The organism is Albidovulum marisflavi, assembly GCF_025751435.1.
In the GTDB taxonomy this organism is placed as follows: Bacteria; Pseudomonadota; Alphaproteobacteria; order Rhodobacterales; family Rhodobacteraceae; genus Albidovulum; species Albidovulum marisflavi.
In genome coordinates, this window is sequence record NZ_JAOWKY010000003.1 from 151248 (window position 1) to 170933 (window position 19686).

Here is a 19686-nt window from a genome sequence, read left to right on the forward strand (position 1 = left end):
TGCCTAGGTAGAGGCCGAGCCCGCTCTTGGCGCATCCGCGATCGCGGGCCGTGAGCCCCCCGTGGGCCCGGCGATCTGGGACAGCCGCTGGAACTTGCGGCGATAGGCCGCCGGGGTCAGCCCAACCCGTCTCTTGAAGATACGCCGGAACGACGCGGCATCCTCGTAGCCCACGGCTACCGACACTTCCTCGATCGGAAGGCTGTCGGTTTCCAGCGCCTGCTTCGCTTCCTCGATGCGGAGCGCCTGAACATAGTCGATCGGCGCGTAGCCGGTTGCGGCCCGGAACCTCCGGGAAAAGGTACGGGCATTGAGGCCAGATCGCGACACCATGGCTTCGACCGGGTTCGGCTGGTCATAACTGTTGGCGATCCATGCCTGGCAGTCGCTGATGGCGGCGTCCGTGGTGTCCATCGGCCTGGTCATGACCGCGTAGGGCGACTGCCCGTCGGAATGGCCCGAGATCAGAAAGACCTTGGCCGTCTCGATCGCGTGGCGGTATCCGCAGAACCGCGCGATCAGATAGACCGCGAGATCGTGCCATGCGCTGACCCCGCCGGCAGTGACAAGCCTGTCGGCCTCTGTCGTCAGGCAAAGAACGGAGTCGCTTCGGAAGCGCACCTTTGGGTAATGCCGGCCGAACATGTCGCGATAGGCCCAGTGCGCCGTCGCCTCGCGCCCGTCAAGCAGGCCCGCGTCGGCCAACAGAAGCGCGCCCGAACAGACCGAACAGACCAGCGCCCCGTTCGCGTGCGCCTGGCGCAGCCACGCTGTCGCGTGCGGGTAGCGGCCCGATGGAGTCGCGTGGATCGAGGTATACAGGTCGCAGACGATCACGGCGTCGGGCATCGCATCGGGGCCTGACATCTCATCAATGGCTGCATGCGGTTCCACGGGCACATTTCCGAGGCAATGAAACCCATTCCCGTCTTCCGACACGATCCGCACATCCAGAAGCTCTTCCCCCGGTGTGCCGGCAACCATGTCGGGATAGACAGCTCCGACCGAGAACAGCACATCGTAGAGCCCGTAAAGCACCGAGGCCGAGGTTTCGGGCGCCGCGAGCAGCGCGATGACGGGGCGTTTCGACATCAGGGTCCCGGCTCCTGTCCGATCGGGCACGGTTCCGATCGGAGTGCCCTGCCCGAGTGACCAATATGCCCTTTTTCTGGCGTGTCCGCCACTCTCGGGGCACGGCAAGCCTCTGGTATACTGGCCGGTGAATGGACAGGAGGTGGCGATGGACGATCTTCACAGAAGCTTGAATGACCTGTCAGGAGGGTTCGGCGGCGAGATTTTCCAAGGGGATGACCCGGGGTATGACACGGCGCGCGCGGTCTGGAACGCCATGATCGACCGCCGCCCGGCGCTGATCGCCCGATGCCGGGGAACAGCGGACGTGATCGCCGCGGTGAACCATGCCCGCGACCACGGCCTTGCGGTTTCAATCCGTGGCGGCGGGCACAACGTGGCCGGACATGCAGTGGGCGAAGGCGCGCTGATGATCGACCTGTCGCAGATGCGTGCCGTTCATGTGGATCCGGCCGGCCGCGTCGCGGTGGTCGAGGGCGGTGCGACATGGGGGGATCTGGACCGCGAAGCACAGGCTTTCGGCCTTGCCACGCCGGGCGGGCTGATTTCGGATACCGGGGTCGCGGGGCTGACGCTGTCGGGCGGGGTCGGCTGGCTTCGGGCGCGGCATGGGCTGAGCATCGACAATCTGGTCGCCGCTGACGTGGTCACCGCGGACGGGCGGCTGGTTCGCGCAAGCGAAACGGAAAACCCGGACTTGCTGTGGGCGCTCAAGGGCGGCGGCGGCAATTTCGGCGTCGTTGTCCGGTTCGAATTCGCGCTTCACCCATTCGGGCCCGAAGTGATGTTCGCGGCCCCCATCCATGCGATTGAGGACGGCCCGGCGCCGATCCGGGCCTGGCGTGACTTCGTGGCGGAACATTCCGACCAGGTAGGATCGCTCTGCGAATTCTCGACGGTGCCCGAAAGCGAGGATTTCGCGCCCGAACACTGGGGTAAACGCGTCTACACGCTGGCCTGCGTCTGGAACGGGGATCCGGAGGAGGGAGAAAGCGCGCTTGCGCCACTGCGCGACCTGGGTAACCCGATCGCGGATTTTTCGGGGCGAATGACCTACTGCGACGTCCAGAAGCTGTTCGACACGCAAATTCCGTTCGGCGATTTCCGCTGCTACTGGAAGGCGCGATACCTGACCGCCCTGCCCGATGAGATGATCGAGCTTGCGATGCGGAACGCCGCCACGGCACCCTCCTCCAATTCCATTTCGTCGCTGTGGAACTTCGGCGGCGCGACGGCGCGGGTGGCCGCTGACGCGACCGCGTTTGGTGATCGCTCGATGGGCTGGATGTATTCCCTGGACAGCATCTGGGACGACCCGGCCGATGATCGTGCCAATATCGATTGGTCACGCGAAGGTTGGGATGCTTCTGCGCGCTTCGGTCTTGCGGGCCGCATCTACCTGAACTTCCCCGGTCATGGCGAGGACAACGCCGCCTTGACCGAAACCGCCTTCGGCGCGAACTACGCGAAGCTGGTTGCGATCAAGACGAAATACGACCCCACCAACATGTTCCGCTTCAACCAGAACATCGCGCCCAAGGACCGGGAAGAGCGGTCTGGCGCCGGCTGACGCAAGCGCCCGCTGCGGCTTCCGTCCGGGGCCGGGATCTTCCGAAGGGACGGAAGGCGCCATTCTCCTCACGGGCGTGCCGGAAAGTGACAGTCCGGCACGGTTCGAGTAGAATGGCATCCGTGCATGCCGACGATACGATAGAGGTCCCGATCCGCTGGGGGCGCTGGTGTTGGCCATCGAGTCGAAAAGTCGCGTCTCCAGGGCACGGGTCCCTGGGCGCAAAACCGCATATGACCGGGAGACGTGCGAAGATGCAGTGCCAGAGGCCCGGCGCAAATCCGTTGTGCGCCCGTTTCTGATCCGCCTTTGGGCGGTCAGGCGGGCTGTCCTGTTCTACGCGCTTCTTCTTGCCGTTGGCTGGGTTTTTGGAGAGAAATTCCTTGGCATAGCCATTCCCGATTTGCGCCCCATGAACGAGACCTTGATGCATCGCCTGGTGATGGGCGCGCTGGTGGTCTATGTGGTGGCCGCCGCCATACCTTTCGTGCCTGGAGCCGAGATCGGCCTTGCGCTGCTGCTGGTCTTCGGCGCTCAGGCATCCCCGGTCGTGTATGCCGGCATGGTCGGCGCGCTTCTGCTTTCGTTCGGTGTCGCCAGTTTCGTTCCGCTTCCCATGCTTGCCTGGCTTGCGGACAGGCTGCTGCTCAAGAGGGTCGCCCGCTTCTTGGCCGAGTTGGCAGACACGCCCAAGCCTGATCGCGCCAGGCTGGTTTCCAGCAAGCTTGATGGTCGGCTCGGCACGGCAATGTTGCGCAATCGCTACGTTGTGCTCGCAATACTGCTGAATCTGCCCGGAAACTCGGTTCTGGGCGGTGGCGGTGGATTGGCGTTTCTGGCGGGTATATCCGGTCTATACAGCCCTTGGTGGTATCTGCTCACCGTTACAATCGCGGTTGCGCCCATTCCACTGGCGTTCCTGCTGATCGGGAGCTGACCTGCCACCCTGACGACTGAATGCCGTGCCGATGGAGTTTGGAGGCGGGTACCGGAATCGAACCGGTCTTCACGGATTTGCAATCCGCTGCGTAACCTCTCCGCCAACCCGCCGGAGGTGAAGGGGAGATATACTATGGCAAAACGCCGCGCAACCCATTCGCGGATGCATTCCGCAGTCTGCACCCGTTGCCGAGCGTTTCGTTCTGTGGCAAGACGACTTTCGACCGGAAACCAGACCGAAGAGTTCAGTCGATGACCGATTTCGCCGCCCGCCGGACCATGATGGTGGATAACCAGGTTCGCCCCAACGATGTGACGAAGTTTCCGATCATCGAGGCAATGCTTGCAATTCCGCGTGAAGCCTTCGTGCCCGGCGCCAAGCGCGAGGCCGCCTATGTCGGCGAAAACCTTGATCTCGGCGCGGGGCGGGTGATGCTTGAGGCCAGAACCCTGGCCAAGATGCTGGACGCGCTCGACATCGGGCCGTCGGACCTGGTTCTGGATATCGGCTGCGGGCTTGGCTACTCGACCGCGGTGATCGCGCGGATGGCCGAAGCAGTCGTCGCGGTCGAAGAGGATCCGGCGCTGGCCGAACAGGCGCAGGCGCGACTTTCGTCCGAGGGTTGCGACAACGCGGCCTTGATCGAGGGGCCGCTTGCTGCCGGATCGGCCAAGCACGGCCCCTACGACGCCATCACTATCCAGGGGGCCGCCGAAGCGGTTCCTCAGGCAATCATCGACCAGTTGAAAGACGGCGGCCGGATCGGCTGCCTGTTCATGGAAGGCACGCTTGGCCTGTGCCGGATCGGCCACAAGGCCGACGGGCGCGTCAGCTGGCGCTTTGCCTTCAATGCTTCGGCGCCTATTCTGCCGGGGTTCGAGGCGGCGCGCGGTTTTACCCTGTAAGCGGGCCGCACGGGCGGCACGAGGGGCGAGTTGGGAGTTGGGCGATGAAGGCAGGTTTGCGCGGCGGACTTCTGGCGTCTGCGATGGCGGTCTTGTCATTCTTGCCGGCTCATGCCGAAACGCTGGCTGACGCTCTGGCGTCGGCGTACCGGAACTCGAACCTGCTGGAACAGAACCGCGCCGTGCTGCGGGCTGCCGACGAAGATGTCGCAGCCGCCGTTGCGGCATTGCGGCCGGTCGTTTCCTGGGTCGCGGCGCTGGACTACACCGACAGCCCGTCCGGCGACAGTCTGGATGCGACGCTTTCCCTGGCTGCCGGCTGGACGGTCTATGACTTCGGGCGCAACCGACTGCAGATCGAGGCGACCAAACAGGTCGTGCTGGCAACGCGCGACGCGCTTGTTCAGGTCGAACAGCAGGTGTTGCTGGCCGCAGTGGCGGCCTACATGGATGTCCGCAACGCGGTTGAAAACCTCGCCATCACGCAAAATTCGGTCAAGGTGATCGGCGAGGAATTGAAAGCCGCGCAGGACCGTTTCTCGGTCGGTGAGGTAACGCGCACCGATGTGGCGCTGGCAGAGGCGCGTCTGGCCTCGGCGCGCGCCTCGCTGGCTGCGGCCCAAGGTTCGTTGGCCTCGGCACGCGAGGCTTATCGCGCGGCGACGGGCGCTTATCCGGGGTCGCTTGCGGTGCCGCCGCGCGCGCCGGACCTTCCGGCGAGCGTGGATGAAGCACAGGCGATCGCGCAGCGCATCCACCCCTCGATCCGCCGGGCTCAGGAAGCGGCCAAGGCAGCCGACATCGGGGTCGAGATCGCCGCTGCCGAACGCCGTCCGTCGCTGGACATGACCGCATCGGTTTCGCGTCTCGAGGGCGGAGAAAACAGCGCGCGGATCGGCCTGGAAATGTCCCAGGTGATTTACTCGGGCGGCGCGCTTCCGTCGCTTCATCGTCGGGCGATCGCCACCCGCGATGCGGCGCGTTCCGAGCTTTTGCAGACCGGCGTTCTTGTCGCCCAGAACGTGGGTAACAGCTGGGCCCAGATCGATGTCGCGCGCGCCCAGATCACGGCGACGCAACTGCAGGTCGAGGCGGCGACCATCGCCTACGAAGGCGTCCGGGAAGAGGCGAAGCTGGGCGCACGCACCACATTGGACGTGCTGGATACCGAGCAGGATCTGCTGGACGCCAAGGCGGCCCGAATCAACGCGCAGACACAGTTGCAGGTCGCGACCTATTCGTTGCTTGCCTCGATGGGGTTGCTGACGGCGGAACATCTGAAGCTTGGCGTGCCAGCCTACGATCCCGAAGCCTACTACAATGCCGTCAAGGCCGCGCCGCACACGTCGGTTCAGGGCAAGAGCCTTGATCGCGTCTTGCAGGCAATCGGAAAGAAGTAAGATTTTGCAGCCCGTTGTCGGGGGCATGTTGGCGGTCTAAACTCTACCTGCATTCAGCAACGGAGCCGTCATGTCTGATCACCGGACCAACCTGGACGTCGAAGACGTTCTTTCGTCCATACGCCGTCTGGTGTCTCAGGATACGCGTGCGGCGGCTTCGCCCTCGGCGTCCGCCGGGATGGACAAGCTGGTGCTTACGCCCGCGCTTCGTGTGAACGATGCCGGTCAGATCGGACCAGGCGCTGACGCCCTGGATGCGGCCGACGAGGCGGATCGGGTTCAGGACACCGCCACTTTGGAAAAGACGATCGTCGAACTGGAAGCCGCCGTCGCCAAGGTGGAGGCCGAGTTCGAAGCTGATCGCGGCGAATCCGGCGCCGAGGAAAACGCCCCGGCAGAGTTCGAGCAGTCCTTTGAGCTGGAGGCATCCTCGGACGATGGCGACGAGGGTCCCTTGCAAGACGCGGAAGCTTCCGAATTGGCCGGGTCGGAAGAAACCGATGCCGTATCAATGCACGCAGCCGAACCCGGGCAGGACGACGACGCGGAAGCCTTGGCAGATGAAGCGAAGGCCGCGGCGGTGGATATCGAGGACGCCATTCTGATCGATGATGCCGAGGCCGGGGATGAAGCCGCCGTTGCGCAAGAAGAGGGCGCGGCAGGCGACGCCGCCGCAAACGCCGGGCCTGTCGAGGCTGCTGCCGAAGATGCGGTGCAGGTTGCCGACGATGAAGAAGCCCGGGGGACGTCCGCAGATCACGATGATCGCTGGGAAGAGTCCGGCTCGACGACTGTCGGATTGGATGGCGGTGAGGGCATCGACGACGGGGTCGAGGCCGAGCCGGTAGAAGATGAAGCGGCGCGATTCCAGCCAGGCTTCGCGCAAAACATGTCGGTCATGGAGCCCGGAGAGATCGACGATGACCTCTTGCGCACGATGGTGGCTGCGCTTGTTCGCGAAGAACTTCAGGGCGCTCTTGGCGAACGCCTGACGGATCGTCTGCGCAAGCTTGTGCGGCGCGAGGTTCAATTGGCTCTGGGTCGGCGCGACCGGGACTGATCCCGGACGGAGGAATCAAAAGCGCGCCCGCATCGGGGCGCGCTTTTGCGATCCAGGATCGATATTTCGTCAGGCCGCTTCAGCCTCATCCGCGGCTGCGCGGCGTTCGCTTTCCTCGCGCGAAAGCGCGACCGAGGTGCGTACACCCTTGGAGACGAACTCCATCAGGCCCTTAACCACACGCTCGTTCGGGTCGATCCCGGCGCAGGACAGAACCTCACGTCCGTCGCGCGAACGTGCCCAACGGGCAATCTGTTCAGGCCCGTTGCCATATTTCTTGTCATCGGCGATCGCATCATCCAGCGCAGCCAGCACTACCGCGGCAAACAGCTTGCGCGACCTTTGGCCCTGCTCATAGTTGAATGCGGTGCCATCCACGAAATCCCGCATCTGATTTCCTTTTTTATTGCTCTTGCGTTTCCCGGCGTAGGGCTGAATAGTCTTAAACGGCCCTGATTCGATATTTCCGGTTTGATATGGCAGCTATGCATTTCTTGCATGGCTCGGGTCGCCCCACCCTGTGATCATGTCGGCTTGTCAGGCAGAGGCCCGGCATATATAGGAGCCGGCGATCCCCTTTCAACCTTCTGTCAAGGTTCATCCGATGCCCAAGATCAACGGCAATGAAATCCGCCCCGGCAACGTGCTGGAGCATGAAGGCGGCCTTTGGGCTGCCGTGAAAGTCAACCACGTCAAGCCCGGCAAGGGCGGCGCCTTTGCCCAGGTTGAACTGAAAAACCTGCGCGACGGCCGCAAGCTGAACGAGCGTTTCCGCTCGGAAGACAAGGTCGAACAGGTCCGTCTAGAGCAGAAGGACCAGCAGTTCCTCTACGAGAACGACGGCATGCTCGTGTTCATGGACAACGAGACGTTCGAGCAGATCGAACTGCCCGCCGATCTTCTGGGTGATCGCCGCCCGTTCCTGCAGGACGGCATGGTCGCAACGATCGAATACTACGGTGACGAGGCGCTGTCGGTTCAGATCCCGCAGAAAGTTACCTGCAAGGTTGTCGAGACCGAGCCGGTCGTGAAGGGCCAGACGGCTGCCAACAGCTACAAGCCCGCGATCCTCGACAATGGCGTCCGCATCATGGTCCCGCCCTTCATTGCACAGGACGAGGACATCATCGTTCACACCGAGACGATGGAGTATTCCGAACGCGCCTGAGGCCGGCGGAAGTCAGAAATAGGGCCGTCCCCGCGGGACGGCCTTTCGTTTTCCGGATCAGTCCGCCATCACGGTCGCGGCGCCCGCCTGCATCGGACCTTCCGCGCGGTCGAAGCGCAGATATGCGATGGCGCGATCGCCGGACCTGGTGCAAAGGCGCCCCGCCGGCTTGCCGTCCGACAGGATCTCGGTCCCCGGCGCAGCTTCGCCTTGCACCGTCACCGTGGCCAGCCCCTTGCGCAGGTCCGTCTTGTGCTTCATGCGCGCAGTCACTTCCTGACCGACATAGCATCCCTTGCGGAAATCGACGCCATGCAGGCGTTCGAACCCGCATTCGAGGATGTAACTTTCATCGGGCACGAGCTCGATCCCGGCTTGGGGCACGCAATGTTCAACCCTGATCGCGTCCCAGTCGATCCGGGGGGCGCTGCCGGGTTCCGTTCCATAGCGACGCCATCCAAGGTCCGGGTGGCGCGGATCGTCGAACGCCCCTTCCGGCCGCGGGCCGAGCCCGCGCGAAACCTTGGTGTCCGTCGCCGCGATCTGCGCATCGGCGCGCAGGCGGTACATCATCAACCGCCGCTCCAGCCCCGGCGCAACGTCGGCCGCGACGTCCAGCAGGATCGCGTCCTCTGCCGGAACAAGGAAGAAGTCGGCCAGGTATTTACCCTGCGGCGTCAGAAGTGCGGCATAGACCAGCCCGTGCGAGAGCCCCCGCAAGTCGTTTGTCACCAAGTTCTGAAGAAACGCTTCGCGGTCCTTCCCGGTGATCTTCAGGACCGTGCGGTCGTCGATGCGTTCCCCGATCATGCCTGCCTCCGCGGCTCGTCCGAAAACTGCAAGCGGCACAGGCTGGCGTAAAGCCCGTCCCTTGCCAGAAGGGTGTCGTGCGTGCCGACTTCGACGACAGCGCCGTCTTCCAGGACGACGATCTTGTCGGCGTTGCGCACGGTCGCCAGCCTGTGCGCGATGACAAGGGTCGTGCGCCCGGCGCTTAGACGGTCGAGCGCATCCTGGACCAGCCTTTCGCTTGTCGCATCCAGCGCCGAGGTTGCTTCGTCAAGAAGCAGGATCGGCGCGTCGCGCAGCACCGCGCGGGCGATCGCCACGCGCTGACGTTGCCCGCCCGACAGGCTTGATCCGCGCGGACCCGCCGGCGTGTCCAGCCCCAGCGGCAGGGCCTGAGCGAATTCGGCCACATGCGCTGCCTCAAGCGCGCGGGACAGCGCGGCGTCATCGATTCCGGTGTGTCCCAGCAGAATGTTTTCCCGGATCGACTCGTCGAAAAGCGAAGAGTCTTGCGACACGACAGAGAACTGATCGCGCAGACGGTCCAGGTCGAAGTGCTGGATGTCGGTTCCGCCCAGTTCGATCGTTCCGGACTGCGGGTCGACCAGCCGGGTAAGAAGGTTGAAGATCGTCGACTTGCCCGCGCCCGAAGGGCCGACAAGCGCGGTCGTCTTGCCGGCCTCGGCCGTGAAGGTGACGCCGCGCAGGACCTCGTGGTCGCCGTAGCTAAGGCGGACGTCCGTCAGGCGCAGCCCGGTGTCCGCCGGTTCGGGAAGGGATGCCGCGCCACGGGACCTGACCGCGGGAACGCGGTCGAAAAGACCGTAGATGCGGCGCAGGCTGACCAAGGCGATCTGCCATTGGCCCGCCATGTCGCCAAGCCGCCGCATTGGCTGAAAGGCCAACGACATGGCACTGAAGAAGGCCATGAAGTCCCCCACCGTGCGCTCGCCCGAGGCGATCTCGGCCCCGCCGAACATGATCACGGCAAAGAACCCGATCCCGGTGACCACGTCGATCAGCGCCGGGATCGCGGCACGGCTCGCGGCTGATTTCGTTTCTGCGCTGACGATCGAGGAAATGATCTGCGTGAAGCGGTCAAGCTGGTAGCCTTCGATCCGGTTCAGCTTGATCGCCGTGATGCCGTGGAAGATTTCGTCCAGGCGGGTCGCGCGGCGCTCGGACTGGTGGCGCAGGTGCTGGACCTTGCGGCGGATGTAGCGCTGTGCGGCCACGGCCGGAAGGATCAAGAGCGGCGTGCCGACGACCGCCACCAATGCCCAGACCGGATCGACCATGATCGCGACGATGGCGAGCGCGACAAGCGCCACCGCGTCGCGGCCGAAGCCCGTGATCAGCAGGGTCCAAACGCCTTGGACGGCGGCGGTGTCACCCTGGACCCGCTCGATCAGCTGGCCGGGTGAGTTCGTCTGGAAGAAGCCGCCCTCAAGCGTGAGGATGTGCCGCAGAAGGTCGACCTGAAGCGCCGCGGCGGTGCGCTGCGCGACCGAGGTCAGCAAAGCGCGGCTTGCCACTGATGTCGCCGCGCGGATCAGGAACAGCGACAGGATGAAGCTTCCGATGATCCAGATCGCGCCGATCTCGCCTCCGACGAAGACGCGGTCGAAAAGCGGCTTCAGCGCGTAGGACAGAAAGGCAAGCGTCGATCCTTCTATGATCATCAACAGCACGGCAAGCGCCATCGATCCGCGGTGCGGGCGCAGATACGCACGCCAGAGCCTGTTAAACAGGCGGCGCGAGGTATAGTCGGATGTCGCGTTCGGCGCGGCTTCCAAGACAGGCACCAGCATTGCGTCGGTTCGAGGGCTGATCTAGCCCGAACCCGGTGGCAGAGGCAAGTCGACCAAGGCGGGCGCCCGGCGCTTGCGGCCCTTGGGTCAACAGGCCGGATTGACCTTGCTCGGGCGCGCGCCTAGGCATTTGCGAAAGCCGGAGAACCTTGATGAATCTTGCCATGGGGCGCCCCTACCTGGCCATTCCTGGCCCCTCTGTCATGCCCGACCGCGTGCTGAACGCCATGCATCGCGCAGCGCCCGACATCTACGCTGGCGCGCTGCACGACATGACGGCCTCGCTTTACCCCGACCTGCGTGCGGTGGCGCGGACGGACCATCACGTCGCAATCTACATCGGAAACGGGCACGCCGCCTGGGAAGCAGCGAACTGCAACCTCTTTTCACGGGGCGAGCGTGCGCTGGCGCTGACGACCGGGGCGTTCGGCACCAGCTGGGCCAACTCGGTCGAGCGTCTGGGGGTGCGGGTCGACCGCATCGATTTCGGCAGGTGTGACGCCGCCGACCCCGCGCGCGTGGCCGAGGCGCTGGCGGCCGACCCGGGCCATCAGATCAAGGTTGTCCTGCTGACCCATGTCGACACCGCCAGCACGGTCAGGAACGACGTGGCCGCGGTCCGTGCCGCGATGGACAGCGCTGGACACCCCGCCTTGCTGGCAGTGGATTGCATCGCATCGCTTGCATGCGATCCGTTCCTGATGGACGAATGGGGCGTCGACGTGATGGTCGGCGCATCGCAAAAGGGTTTGATGACGCCGCCGGGGCTTGGCCTCGTCTGGTTCAGCGACAGGGCGCTTGAGTGTTGCAGCGGGTCGGACCTTCGCACGCCCTACTGGGACTGGACCCCGCGCGCCTTCGCGCAGGAATACTGGCAGCGGTTCTGCGGCACAGCCCCCACGCACCACCTATTCGGCCTGCGCGAGGCGCTGACCATGCTGGTCCACGAAGAGGGGCTGGAGGCGGCATGGGCTCGTCACCGGACGCTGGCGCGCGCCGTCTGGGCGGCGGTGGATGTCTGGGGGCAGGGGGGCGACATCGCGCTGAACATTGCCGATCCCGCGGCGCGCGGTCACTCCGTGACGTCGGTCAGGGTCGGTGGCGCGGCCACGCGGCTTCGGCGCTGGTGTGCGGAACAGGCGGGGGTGACGCTTGGCGTCGGGCTGGGCATGGAGGATGCCGAGGACGACTGGCTTCGCATCGCGCACATGGGACATGTCAATGCCCACATGACGCTGGGGGCCTTGTCCGTGATCGAAAGTGGCTTGTGCGCGCTTGATATTCCGCACGGGAAGGGCGCGCTAGAGGCTGCCGCGTCGGTGATCGCGTCGGCCTGAGGCCGCGTCAAGCCCAATCCTGGAACAGGAACCAGGCGCCTGCCGCGATCAGGGTGAACCCCACCCCGTGCTGCCAGGTGATCCGCTCACCGAGGTAGGCCCAGGAAAAGATCACGAATACGGAAAGCGAGATCACTTCCTGGATCGTCTTCAGCTGGGCCGCCGAAAAGGTGCCGTGGCCCCAGCGATTGGCGGGCACTTGCAACATGTATTCGAACAGCGCGATTCCCCAGCTTGCCAGGATCACGACCAGGATGGGAGCGGTCTTGAACTTCAGGTGGCCATACCAGGCGAAGGTCATGAAGACATTGGACGCGACAAGAAGGCCGATCGTCGTGATGGGCACGGGTGGCAATCCGGCAGGACTTTGCATGGTGACTCGCGCGCAGAGGATGCGACAGCGCTAGCGCGCCGAACGCCGCGCGGCAAGCTGGTTCGCGGAGTGAAGATCAGCGCGACATTCGCAATAATGCAATTTGCATCTTTTCCTCTGCCAATAGTTTGCAAATTTTCCGAATTCCGCTTTGTTAGCTTGCGCGCCGCGACTATGGTGCGCCAAACCGCGAGACCGGGGGGACACCATGAAGGACATTCTGACGGAACTGGAAGCGCGCCGCGCCACGGCCCGGCTTGGCGGCGGCCAGCGCCGGATCGACGCCCAGCACGCACGCGGCAAGCTGACCGCGCGCGAACGGATCGAGCTTCTGCTTGATGAGGGTTCCTTCGAAGAATTCGACATGTTCGTCGCCCATCGCTGTATCGATTTCGGGATGCAGGCCGACCGTCCCTCGGGTGACGGCGTGGTCACCGGCTGGGGCACGATCAACGGTCGCATGGTCTACGTCTTTTCGCAGGATTTCACCGTCTTTGGCGGGTCGCTCTCGGAAACCCACGCGCAGAAGATCTGCAAGATCATGGACATGGCGATGCAGAACGGCGCCCCCGTGATCGGCCTCAACGATTCCGGCGGTGCCCGGATCCAGGAGGGGGTCGCCAGCCTTGCGGGCTATGCCGAGGTGTTCCAGCGCAACATCATGGCTTCGGGCGTGGTGCCGCAGATCTCGGTGATCATGGGGCCCTGCGCGGGCGGTGCCGTATATTCGCCCGCGATGACGGACTTCATCTTCATGGTCAAGGACACCTCGTACATGTTCGTGACGGGTCCCGACGTGGTGAAGACCGTGACGAACGAGATCGTGACGGCCGAGGAACTGGGCGGCGCGTCGACGCATACCAGGAAATCGTCGGTGGCCGATGGCGCGTTCGAAAACGACGTGGAGGCGCTGATCGAAGTGCGCCGGCTTGTTGACTTCCTGCCGCTCAACAACCGCGACAAGGCGCCGACGCGACCGTTCTTTGACGATCCGGCGCGGATCGAGATGAGCCTGGACACGCTCATCCCCGACAACCCCAACCAGCCCTACGACATGAAAGAGCTGATCCAGAAAGTCGCGGACGAGGGCGATTTCTACGAGATCCAGAAGGATTTCGCGGCCAACATCATCACTGGCTTCGTCCGGCTCGAAGGGCAGACGGTGGGCGTGGTGGCGAACCAGCCGATGGTGCTTGCCGGATGCCTGGACATCGACAGCTCGCGCAAGGCGGCGCGGTTCGTGCGTTTCTGCGACGCCTTCGAGATTCCGATCCTGACACTGGTCGACGTGCCCGGTTTCTTGCCCGGCACCGGGCAGGAATACGGCGGCGTCATCAAGCACGGCGCGAAGCTTCTGTTCGCCTATGGCGAGGCGACGGTGCCGAAGGTCACGGTCATCACCCGCAAGGCCTATGGCGGAGCCTATGACGTCATGGCGTCGAAACACCTGCGCGGCGATTTCAACTACGCCTGGCCGACCGCCGAGATCGCCGTGATGGGCGCCAAGGGCGCGGTCGAGATCCTTTACCGCTCTGAGCTGGCCGAAAAGGACAAGATCGCCGAGCGGACGAAGAACTACGAGGACCGCTTTGCCAATCCCTTCGTCGCGGCGGAAAAGGGCTTCATCGATGAGGTGATCATGCCGCATTCCACGCGCAAGCGCGTGGCGCGGGCCTTCGCGTCGCTCAGAACCAAGAAACTTTCGAATCCCTGGAAGAAGCACGACAACATTCCGCTGTGATCCGTGGAGAGGCAGGATGGCGCATGGGCGGTGTGACCGCGATCGACGATCGGTGGCGCGCAAGGTGACGGTTCTGGCAATGTCGACAACCTTTTTGGCATCCTGGGCGGCAGCCGTGCCGGCGGAAGAGGCAATCACCCTGCCCTCGGGCATGGTCGTGACCTACCTCGACACCGTTCACACCGCGCCTGGCCCCGAGGGGTTGACGGTCAGGTTCCGGTTCACGTCCCCGGACCTGTCCACGCGCCCGGCAGACGATGGCACGCTGGAGGACATGACTTGGCTTTGCGAAACCTACGCCCTGCCACGTATCGCGGTCACCGGCCCCGAGCCTCAGCAAGTGATCATCACCCTGGCGGACCGGCCCGTTGCCTTCGGGGCTGCCGATCCGGAGGCCACTCAGTACTTCGAGGCGTTTCGCCCCGAGGGTCAGACCTGCATATGGGAGGCATTCTGATGATCCGGCGGGCCAAGCGGAATATCGCCTTCGCTTGTGATGCAACGGCACCACAATCCTGCATCTTGCACGCAGGGGAATGTGCAGTACTGCCGCTTTCAGCTAGGGTGGTCGCGGATCGCGGTAACGTGATCCCAGAAACAGAAGCAGATAAGGACGCGGTGAACGGTTCAGATGTCACCGCCGAGAGCAGGAGTATAAAATGTCGAAGAACGCCCTTCTCCTCGTGGCTTTCGTCGCCTTCGTGGCGGCCTGCGCGGCCAAGGAAGAAGTCATCATGGTCGAAGACCCGGTCACCAGCGAACCGACCTTCACCGGTAAGTACAACTAAGACGGCCGGCTGGGCCGGATCTGCAAGCATCCGGCCCGGCCGCCTCGCCTCGCGGCAGCGCGGCGCGAATGAACCGACTGGCATCGCCCAGGCAAATGGGGGCGTGCCATGCTGAAGCATCGCGGCTTTCCGGGGCGGCTTCCCGGAACAGATTTCCAATTCGTAATCCGTCGCGGCAATCCCAAGGGAGTGACGAAGCTCGTCGTCCGAGAGCGGTTCCGGGATCGCAGTCCCGCCGACCGCCGGGCGGATGTAGCGTTCATGGCCGCGCTTTGGGACCATTTCGGCGCCGAACCCTTCGAGCGTGGCAATCTTGACGCCGGACGCCTGTCCTGGCTTTTCGGGCGCGAAGTCGTTCCGGTCGAGCCCGATTTCGATCCAGAGAGCTACGAGGCGCTGCTGCGAATTGACGAGGATCGCGCCCGTGCGTCCTTCCCCGAAGTGTTCGAGGGAGGGGAATAAGCGTGTTCCCGCTGACCTATCGCACGCAACGGCGGCAGCCTGCCGATTGTTTCCAGTGGGGAAACTTCTTGTTTACGTATGCGAGCGATTGCTGGCAGACTGTTACAGGGGCGCCCCCCTCCAAAGCATCACGCGCCTCCGTTTGCAACAACCCTTCCCCTTATCTGAGACCTGGCCCCGTGGGGGTCAGGTCATTTTTCCGCTTCGCGCGCACTCGGCGCGAAGTTGCCGGGCCATTCGCGCGGCCTGCGAATTCCAGATGCCAGGTGCAAAGCGTTCGGATAAGCTCCGCGCCCATAACAAACTCTTCCGGAGGCGGAGCAACATGCGATTCACGAAGATCTTCCTTGGCCTGGCCCTTGTGTCGGGCCTTGCGGGATGCCTGGAAAACGACAGCGAGCGCGCACTTGCGGGTGCGGCCGCCGGTGCGGTCGTGGCCGACGCGCTTGACACCAACGTCGTGGCCGGTGCCGCGCTTGGCGGTCTTGCCGGCGCGACCTGCGACGATATGGGCATCTGTTACTGACAGCCTTTACCGCGCCGCCCGGCGGCGCGCATCAGCATCCAACCGGACCGCTGCGGCCCCGCGCCGCGGCGGTCCTTTTGTTTTCGAACCCGGGCAAAGCTCCGGGCGGCACGAGGGAAAGGGACAGCCATGTTCAAGAAGATCCTGATCGCGAACCGGGGCGAGATCGCCTGCCGCGTCATCAAGTCGGCGCGCAAGATGGGCATCAAGACGGTGGCCGTGTATTCGGACGCCGACCGCAACGCGCTCCATGTCCAGATGGCGGACGAGGCGGTGCACATCGGCCCGCCGCCCGCGAACCAGTCCTATATCGTGATCGACAAGATCATGGAGGCGATCCGCCAGACCGGTGCCGAGGCGGTCCACCCCGGCTACGGCTTCCTGTCCGAGAACATGAAATTCGCAGAAGCGCTGGAAAAGGAAGGCGTCGTCTTCGTCGGCCCGCCCAGCCCCGCAATCGAGGCGATGGGCGACAAGATCACCTCAAAGAAGATCGCGGCCGAGGCTGGCGTTTCGACCGTTCCGGGCTACATGGGTCTGATCTCGGACGCCGAAGAGGCGGTGAAGATCAGCCGCGAAATCGGCTATCCGGTGATGATCAAGGCCTCGGCCGGCGGCGGCGGCAAGGGGATGCGCATCGCCTGGAACGACGAAGAGGCACGCGACGGCTTCCAGTCGTCCAAGAACGAGGCGGCGTCCAGCTTCGGCGACGACCGGATCTTCATCGAGAAGTTCGTGACCCAGCCGCGCCATATCGAGATCCAGGTGCTGGCCGACAAGCACGGGAACTGCGTCTACCTGCACGAGCGTGAATGTTCGATCCAGCGCCGGAACCAGAAGGTCATTGAAGAAGCGCCAAGCCCGTTCCTTGACGAAGCGACCCGCAAGGCGATGGGCGAACAGGCCTGCGCGCTGGCAAAGGCCGTGGGCTACACCAGCGCCGGCACGGTGGAGTTCATCGTGGACGGGCAGAAGAACTTCTACTTCCTCGAGATGAACACCCGCCTGCAGGTGGAACACCCGGTGACGGAACTGATCACCGGCGTCGATCTGGTCGAACAGATGATCCGCGTCGCGGATGGTGAACCCCTGCCGTTCAGGCAGGAGGACCTGACGATAAACGGCTGGGCGATCGAAAGCCGCCTTTATGCCGAGGACCCCTACCGCAACTTCCTGCCCTCGATCGGGCGTCTGACGCGCTACCGCCCGCCGGTCGAATCCGCCACCACCAACGGCGTTGTGCGCAACGACACCGGCGTCTACGAAGGCGGCGAGATTTCGATGTACTACGATCCGATGATCGCGAAGCTCTGCACTTGGGCGCCCACGCGCGCCGAGGCGATCGAGGGGATGCGCAACGCGCTTGACACCTTCGAGGTGGAAGGGATCGGCCATAACCTTCCGTTCTGTTCGGCCGTCATGGATCATCCTCGCTTCGTCGAGGGTGCAATGACCACCGCCTTCATCGCCGAGGAGTTCCCCGAGGGCTTCAACGGCGTAACCCTGACCGAGGGGCGCTTGCGCAAGGTGGCGGCGTGCGCGGCAGCGATGAACCGCGTCGCCGAGATCCGGCGTACGCGGATCACCGGGCGGCTCGGCAACCACGAACGCCATGTGGGCGACGATTGGGTCGTGGCGATCCAGGGCGAGGAGATCGCTGTCAGGATCGCTGCCGACCGCGAGGGCGCGACCGTGCATTTCGAAGATGGCGCGGCGCACCGCGTGACCTCGGACTGGACGCCGGGCCAATCTCTTGCCCGGCTCGAAGTGGACGGCGAACCGGTCGTCCTGAAGGTCGACAAAATCCCTGCGGGCCAGCGCATCCGCACCCGCGGCGCCGATCTCAAGGTCTATGTCCGCACTCCGAAGCAGGCGGAACTTGCGCGGCTCATGCCCGAGAAGCTGCCACCCGACACGTCGAAGTTCCTGCTGTGCCCAATGCCTGGCCTGGTCGTGAAGATCAGCGTCGAGGAAGGACAGGAGGTGCAGGAAGGTCAGGCCCTTGCCACGGTTGAGGCGATGAAGATGGAAAACATCCTGCGCGCCGAACGCAAGGGGGTGGTCAGAAAGATCAACGCCGCCGCCGGTGCGAGCCTGAAGGTCGACGACGTGATCATGGAATTCGAATGATGAAGACGCCCGCCACCAGGCTGCCCGCGATATGCGCGCTGTCTGCAGCGGGCGGCTTCCTGCTGCTGCAGGTGCTTTCCTACCTGAGGGCGGGCGTCTTCGAGTATCCGCTGGACGACGTCTACATCCATCTGGCGATGGCCAAGGGGATCATGGGCGGCACCTACGGGATCAATCCCGGCGAACCCGCTTCGGCTGCCTCCTCGGTGCTTTATCCGCTGCTGCTGCTGCCCTTTCCAGGAACCGGGTTTCAGCGGATGCTGCCACTGGCCTGGAACTTCGTCGGGCTCATGGCCTTGGCCTGGCTCTTTGGCGCGCACATCGCGCGCAGCGGTGTTTCGCGCGGCGTGGCGCTGTTTCTGGCGCTGATCGCGCCCTTTGCGCTGAACATGCCGGGCGTCGCCGCACTGGGCATGGAACACACGCTGCATGCGCTGATGGTCATGGTCCTGCTGACCGGCTTCTGGCGCTTCCTCAGGACCGGGGAAATGGGCGCGGCGCTTGTCGCGGGCGCGGTGCTTTCGCCCCTGTTCCGGTTCGAAGGGCTGGCGCTGTCGCTTGCGGTGGCGGGCGTCCTTGTGCTGAAGGGCCGCATGCGCGCCGGTATCGGCCTGGGAATGGCCGTGATCCTTCCCGTGGCGCTGTTCGCGCTGTTCCTGGTTTCGCAGGGGCTGGAGCCACTGCCCAGTTCCGTCCTGGCAAAGATCGGGGGCCGGTATGGCGGGTTCGATCCGTTCTTTCGGCTTGCCGCGAATGTCCTGGGATACGGAGGCGCCGCCGCGCTCGCGGCCTACGTTCTTGTGACGATCGCGCTGTTGCATCCGGCGACCCGCTCCGACGAGCGGATCAGCATGTTCGTGCTGCCGGTCTGGGCCGCCGCGACTGCCCATATGCTGATCGGCCAGGTTGGGTGGTCGGCGCGCTACGAACACTACTACCTGGTGATGATCGGCGCGGCGCTGGTGCTTGCGCTGCCGCCGCTTGGCACGCTTCTTCGCGGTGCCGTTCTGTGCGCCGCGCTTGCGGCTGCGGGCTACTACACATTCGTGAACGTGACCGTCTACAACTGGACCGCCCGAGCCATCCACCTTCAGCAGCGCCAGATGGCGCGTCTTGCGGAGCTATTGCCGGGCGTGCCAGTTGCCGTGAACGATATCGGCTGGATGTCGTGGGACCGCAGGGGGCACATCCTTGATCTCTGGGGGCTTGCTTCGTCCGAGGCACGCCAGGCGCGCACGGCGGGCGCCGGCGGGCGCCCGGAGCCTGAATGGGCAGCTAGGCTGGTTGAAAATGCCAGTGCGCGCTACGCCATGATCTATGACGGATGGATCGAGGAGGGGATCGGGGCGCAATGGCGTCTGGTCGCCACCCTGGGCATGCACAACCCCCGGGGCAGTCTGACTGCCTACGGCGTCTCGATCTATGCCACCGACCCTGACTTTGAGCCGGAACTGAGGGAAGCGGTCCGCAAGCTGGCGAGGGATCTTCCGAAGGATGCCGAGCTGACAGAGGTCAGCGCGAACGAATAGCTGCCGCTCCGATCGGGGCGGAACGCAGGACGCGGCCATTCGGGCCGCCGCAGGATGGGAAAGGT

At 64.3% G+C, this 19686-nt stretch carries 19 protein-coding genes and 1 tRNA gene; 14 read left to right on the forward strand and 6 right to left on the reverse strand.

Going from position 1 to position 19686, the window contains the following annotated elements; translation table 11 throughout:
- Nucleotides 1-3: 3 nt before the first annotated feature.
- Nucleotides 4-1092, reverse strand: coding sequence for a GlxA family transcriptional regulator (locus tag OEW28_RS12575; protein ID WP_263735118.1), 1089 nt, complete (start codon nucleotides 1090-1092; stop codon nucleotides 4-6).
- Nucleotides 1093-1240: 148 nt separating this feature from the next.
- Between OEW28_RS12575 and OEW28_RS12580 the strand changes: the two genes are divergently transcribed.
- Together OEW28_RS12580 and OEW28_RS12585 are read left to right on the forward strand one after the other, a co-directional pair.
- Complete coding sequence (locus OEW28_RS12580; protein WP_263735119.1) at nucleotides 1241-2662, forward strand: FAD-binding oxidoreductase; 1422 nt, start codon at nucleotides 1241-1243, stop codon at nucleotides 2660-2662.
- Between the two features lie 412 nt (nucleotides 2663-3074).
- Nucleotides 3075-3599, forward strand: a complete 525-nt coding sequence (locus OEW28_RS12585) for a hypothetical protein (protein WP_263735120.1) — start codon at nucleotides 3075-3077, stop codon at nucleotides 3597-3599.
- A 39-nt stretch (nucleotides 3600-3638) separates the two neighbouring features.
- Here OEW28_RS12585 and OEW28_RS12590 read toward each other — a convergent pair.
- Nucleotides 3639-3712: transfer RNA gene (locus tag OEW28_RS12590), tRNA-Cys, on the reverse strand.
- A gap of 141 nt (nucleotides 3713-3853) precedes the next feature.
- Here OEW28_RS12590 and OEW28_RS12595 point away from each other — a divergent pair.
- The 3 genes from OEW28_RS12595 (at nucleotide 3854) to OEW28_RS12605 (ending at nucleotide 6967) form a co-directional block, all read left to right on the forward strand.
- Entirely contained in the window at nucleotides 3854-4507 is a 654-nt protein-coding gene (locus OEW28_RS12595; RefSeq protein ID WP_263735121.1) for a protein-L-isoaspartate O-methyltransferase family protein, read from the forward strand.
- A 44-nt stretch (nucleotides 4508-4551) separates the two neighbouring features.
- A complete protein-coding gene (locus OEW28_RS12600; RefSeq protein ID WP_263735122.1) occupies nucleotides 4552-5907 on the forward strand; it encodes a TolC family outer membrane protein in 1356 nt (451 codons plus the stop codon).
- 70 nt (nucleotides 5908-5977) lie between these two features.
- Nucleotides 5978-6967: a hypothetical protein gene (locus tag OEW28_RS12605; protein WP_263735123.1), complete on the forward strand. Its 990-nt coding sequence runs from the start codon at nucleotides 5978-5980 to the stop codon at nucleotides 6965-6967.
- A 69-nt stretch (nucleotides 6968-7036) separates the two neighbouring features.
- Here the strand turns inward: OEW28_RS12605 and OEW28_RS12610 are convergent, their stop codons facing one another.
- Nucleotides 7037-7357, reverse strand: a complete 321-nt coding sequence (locus OEW28_RS12610; protein WP_263723030.1) for a DUF6280 family protein — start codon at nucleotides 7355-7357, stop codon at nucleotides 7037-7039.
- A gap of 214 nt (nucleotides 7358-7571) precedes the next feature.
- Between OEW28_RS12610 and efp the strand changes: the two genes are divergently transcribed.
- Nucleotides 7572-8135: an elongation factor P gene (efp, locus tag OEW28_RS12615; protein WP_263735124.1), complete on the forward strand. Its 564-nt coding sequence runs from the start codon at nucleotides 7572-7574 to the stop codon at nucleotides 8133-8135.
- A 57-nt stretch (nucleotides 8136-8192) separates the two neighbouring features.
- Here efp and ygfZ read toward each other — a convergent pair whose 3' ends face one another.
- Together ygfZ and OEW28_RS12625 are read right to left on the reverse strand one after the other, a co-directional pair.
- Nucleotides 8193-8945 carry a CAF17-like 4Fe-4S cluster assembly/insertion protein YgfZ gene (gene ygfZ / locus OEW28_RS12620; RefSeq protein WP_263735125.1) on the reverse strand — a complete coding sequence of 251 codons (753 nt, stop codon included), beginning with the start codon at nucleotides 8943-8945 and terminating at the stop codon, nucleotides 8193-8195.
- Entirely contained in the window at nucleotides 8942-10735 is a 1794-nt protein-coding gene (locus OEW28_RS12625; protein WP_263735126.1) for an ABC transporter ATP-binding protein, read from the reverse strand. Before OEW28_RS12625 ends, ygfZ begins: the two co-directional genes overlap by 4 nt.
- Before the next feature lie 152 nt (nucleotides 10736-10887).
- Here OEW28_RS12625 and OEW28_RS12630 point away from each other — a divergent pair, with 152 nt between their 5' ends.
- Entirely contained in the window at nucleotides 10888-12072 is a 1185-nt protein-coding gene (locus OEW28_RS12630; protein WP_263735127.1) for a pyridoxal-phosphate-dependent aminotransferase family protein, read from the forward strand.
- A gap of 7 nt (nucleotides 12073-12079) precedes the next feature.
- On the opposite strand, the gene OEW28_RS12635 is transcribed toward OEW28_RS12630, so the two are convergent.
- Nucleotides 12080-12445, reverse strand: a complete 366-nt coding sequence (locus OEW28_RS12635) for a DMT family protein (protein WP_412174798.1) — start codon at nucleotides 12443-12445, stop codon at nucleotides 12080-12082.
- Nucleotides 12446-12653: 208 nt separating this feature from the next.
- On the opposite strand from OEW28_RS12635, the gene OEW28_RS12640 reads away from it, so the two are divergent.
- The 7 genes from OEW28_RS12640 (at nucleotide 12654) to OEW28_RS12670 (ending at nucleotide 19621) form a co-directional block, all read left to right on the forward strand.
- A complete protein-coding gene (locus OEW28_RS12640) occupies nucleotides 12654-14186 on the forward strand; it encodes an acyl-CoA carboxylase subunit beta (protein WP_263735128.1) in 1533 nt (510 codons plus the stop codon).
- A gap of 79 nt (nucleotides 14187-14265) precedes the next feature.
- Nucleotides 14266-14643 carry a DUF6497 family protein gene (locus OEW28_RS12645; RefSeq protein ID WP_263735129.1) on the forward strand — a complete coding sequence of 126 codons (378 nt, stop codon included), beginning with the start codon at nucleotides 14266-14268 and terminating at the stop codon, nucleotides 14641-14643.
- Between the two features lie 202 nt (nucleotides 14644-14845).
- Nucleotides 14846-14974: a hypothetical protein gene (locus OEW28_RS12650; protein WP_263735130.1), complete on the forward strand. Its 129-nt coding sequence runs from the start codon at nucleotides 14846-14848 to the stop codon at nucleotides 14972-14974.
- A gap of 108 nt (nucleotides 14975-15082) precedes the next feature.
- The gene (locus OEW28_RS12655) at nucleotides 15083-15436 is read left to right on the forward strand and encodes a hypothetical protein (RefSeq protein ID WP_263735131.1); all 354 of its coding nucleotides are present in this window, start codon (nucleotides 15083-15085) and stop codon (nucleotides 15434-15436) included.
- Between the two features lie 325 nt (nucleotides 15437-15761).
- Nucleotides 15762-15962, forward strand: coding sequence for a hypothetical protein (locus OEW28_RS12660; RefSeq protein WP_263735132.1), 201 nt, complete (start codon nucleotides 15762-15764; stop codon nucleotides 15960-15962).
- A 129-nt stretch (nucleotides 15963-16091) separates the two neighbouring features.
- A complete protein-coding gene (locus OEW28_RS12665; RefSeq protein WP_263735133.1) occupies nucleotides 16092-18092 on the forward strand; it encodes an acetyl-CoA carboxylase biotin carboxylase subunit in 2001 nt (666 codons plus the stop codon).
- The gene (locus OEW28_RS12670) at nucleotides 18092-19621 is read left to right on the forward strand and encodes a hypothetical protein (RefSeq protein WP_263735134.1); all 1530 of its coding nucleotides are present in this window, start codon (nucleotides 18092-18094) and stop codon (nucleotides 19619-19621) included. Before OEW28_RS12665 ends, OEW28_RS12670 begins: the two co-directional genes overlap by 1 nt.
- The last annotated feature ends 65 nt before the right edge of the window (nucleotides 19622-19686 follow it).